This window comes from Pedobacter sp. HMWF019 (genome assembly GCF_003061025.1).
GTDB lineage: Bacteria > Bacteroidota > Bacteroidia > Sphingobacteriales > Sphingobacteriaceae > Pedobacter.
In genome coordinates this window covers 3,414-5,015 of record NZ_QAIL01000389.1, presented here as the reverse complement: position 1 = coordinate 5,015, position 1,602 = coordinate 3,414, and the positions used below count along the sequence as shown (strand labels likewise).

The following is a 1,602-nucleotide window of genomic DNA, read 5'->3' as shown; positions in this document are numbered from 1 at the left end:
CTGCCCGCACTGCATATACTCCTTTGGCATATTCTTTCCAGACACCGCCATTAAAGCAGGAGTCTGAATAATAATTTACTTTGGAGTACGTAACCATATCTACATAGAAAGAATCGCATGTAAATTTGAATTTGTGCTGGGTATAGTTGAGCAACTGGGCCGAGTTGACAATACTGTCCTGGTTCCAAACACCCTGGAGGAAGGCCTCTCCTTTTCCCTGTACATTAGGCAGTCTTCTGCAGGAAACCATCACGCCTGCCAATAAAAGGAAAAAGAAGAGGATTCTCATCATCAAACTTCCCAATTATTTTAAACTGCCAACCATATCTTCCGGCCTTACCCACTCATCAAATTGCGCACTGGTTAATAAGCCCAGCTCTACAGCCGCCTCACGGAGTGTTTTATTCTCTTTATGTGCTTTCTTTGCTATTTTGGCAGCATTTTCATAGCCAATATGAGGATTTAACGCCGTAACCAGCATCAGGGAATTTTCAAGGTGTTTCTTAATTTCCGGAAGGTTAGGTAAAATACCAGCAGCGCAGTGATCATTGAAGGATACACAGGCATCGCCAATTAAACGCCCAGACTGTAATACATTAGCCGCAATAACTGGCTTGAATACATTCAGCTCAAAATGGCCTGTACTTCCACCCACACTTACAGCCACATCATTTCCAATCACTTGTGCACAAACCATAGTCAAAGCCTCTGGTTGCGTTGGATTAACTTTACCTGGCATGATGGATGATCCTGGCTCATTATCAGGGATAATGATTTCTCCAATCCCAGAACGTGGACCAGAGCTTAACATCCTTACATCATTGGCTATTTTCATTAAAGAAACCGCCACTCTTTTATAAGCACCAGAAAGCTCCACCATTGCATCATGTGCAGCAAGTGCCTCAAATTTATTTGGAGCTGTTACAAAAGGTAAGCCAGTCAGTTCAGCAATTTTTTTCGCTACTAAAACATCGTAGCCTTTTGGTGTATTTAAACCTGTACCTACAGCAGTACCACCAAGGGCAAGTTCGCTGATCATAACAAGGGCATTTTTAATCGCTCTTATACCATTCGTAATCTGCTGGGCGTAACCAGAAAATTCCTGACCCAAAGTTAAAGGTGTTGCATCCATAAAATGCGTACGGCCGGTTTTCACAATAGAACCAAATTCAACAGCCTTGGCACTTAAAGTTGCCTGCAGTTTTTCCAAGCCAGGAAGCGTAACTTCTGAAGCTTGTTTATAGGCCGCAATATGCATTGCGGTAGGGTAAGTATCATTGGAAGATTGTGATTTATTCACGTCATCGTTCGGGTGAAGGACTTTCTTTGCGTCGCCCAGTTCGCCACCATTGATTACATGTCCACGATAAGCAATCACCTCATTGGCATTCATGTTACTTTGGGTACCCGAACCGGTCTGCCAGATCACCAGGGGAAACTGATCATCCAGTTTACCTGCAATAACTTCATCACAAGCCTTAACAATCAGGTCTTTTTTATCAGCCGCCAGAACACCCAGTTCCTGGTTCGCCAAAGCCGCAGCCTTTTTTAAATAACCAAAAGCATGTATTATTTCCTTAGGCATAGATGCTTCAGGACCAA

General features: G+C 43.2%; 1 protein-coding gene and 1 pseudogene. Both read right to left on the bottom strand.

The features are described from left to right. A pseudogene (locus DBR11_RS21195) lies at positions 1-292 on the bottom strand (fumarate hydratase); the annotation flags it as partial. A 12-nt stretch (positions 293-304) separates the two neighbouring features. Next, on the bottom strand, positions 305-1,602 hold a 1,298-nt coding region (fumC, locus tag DBR11_RS21190), incomplete at its 5' end, for a class II fumarate hydratase (protein WP_233260852.1).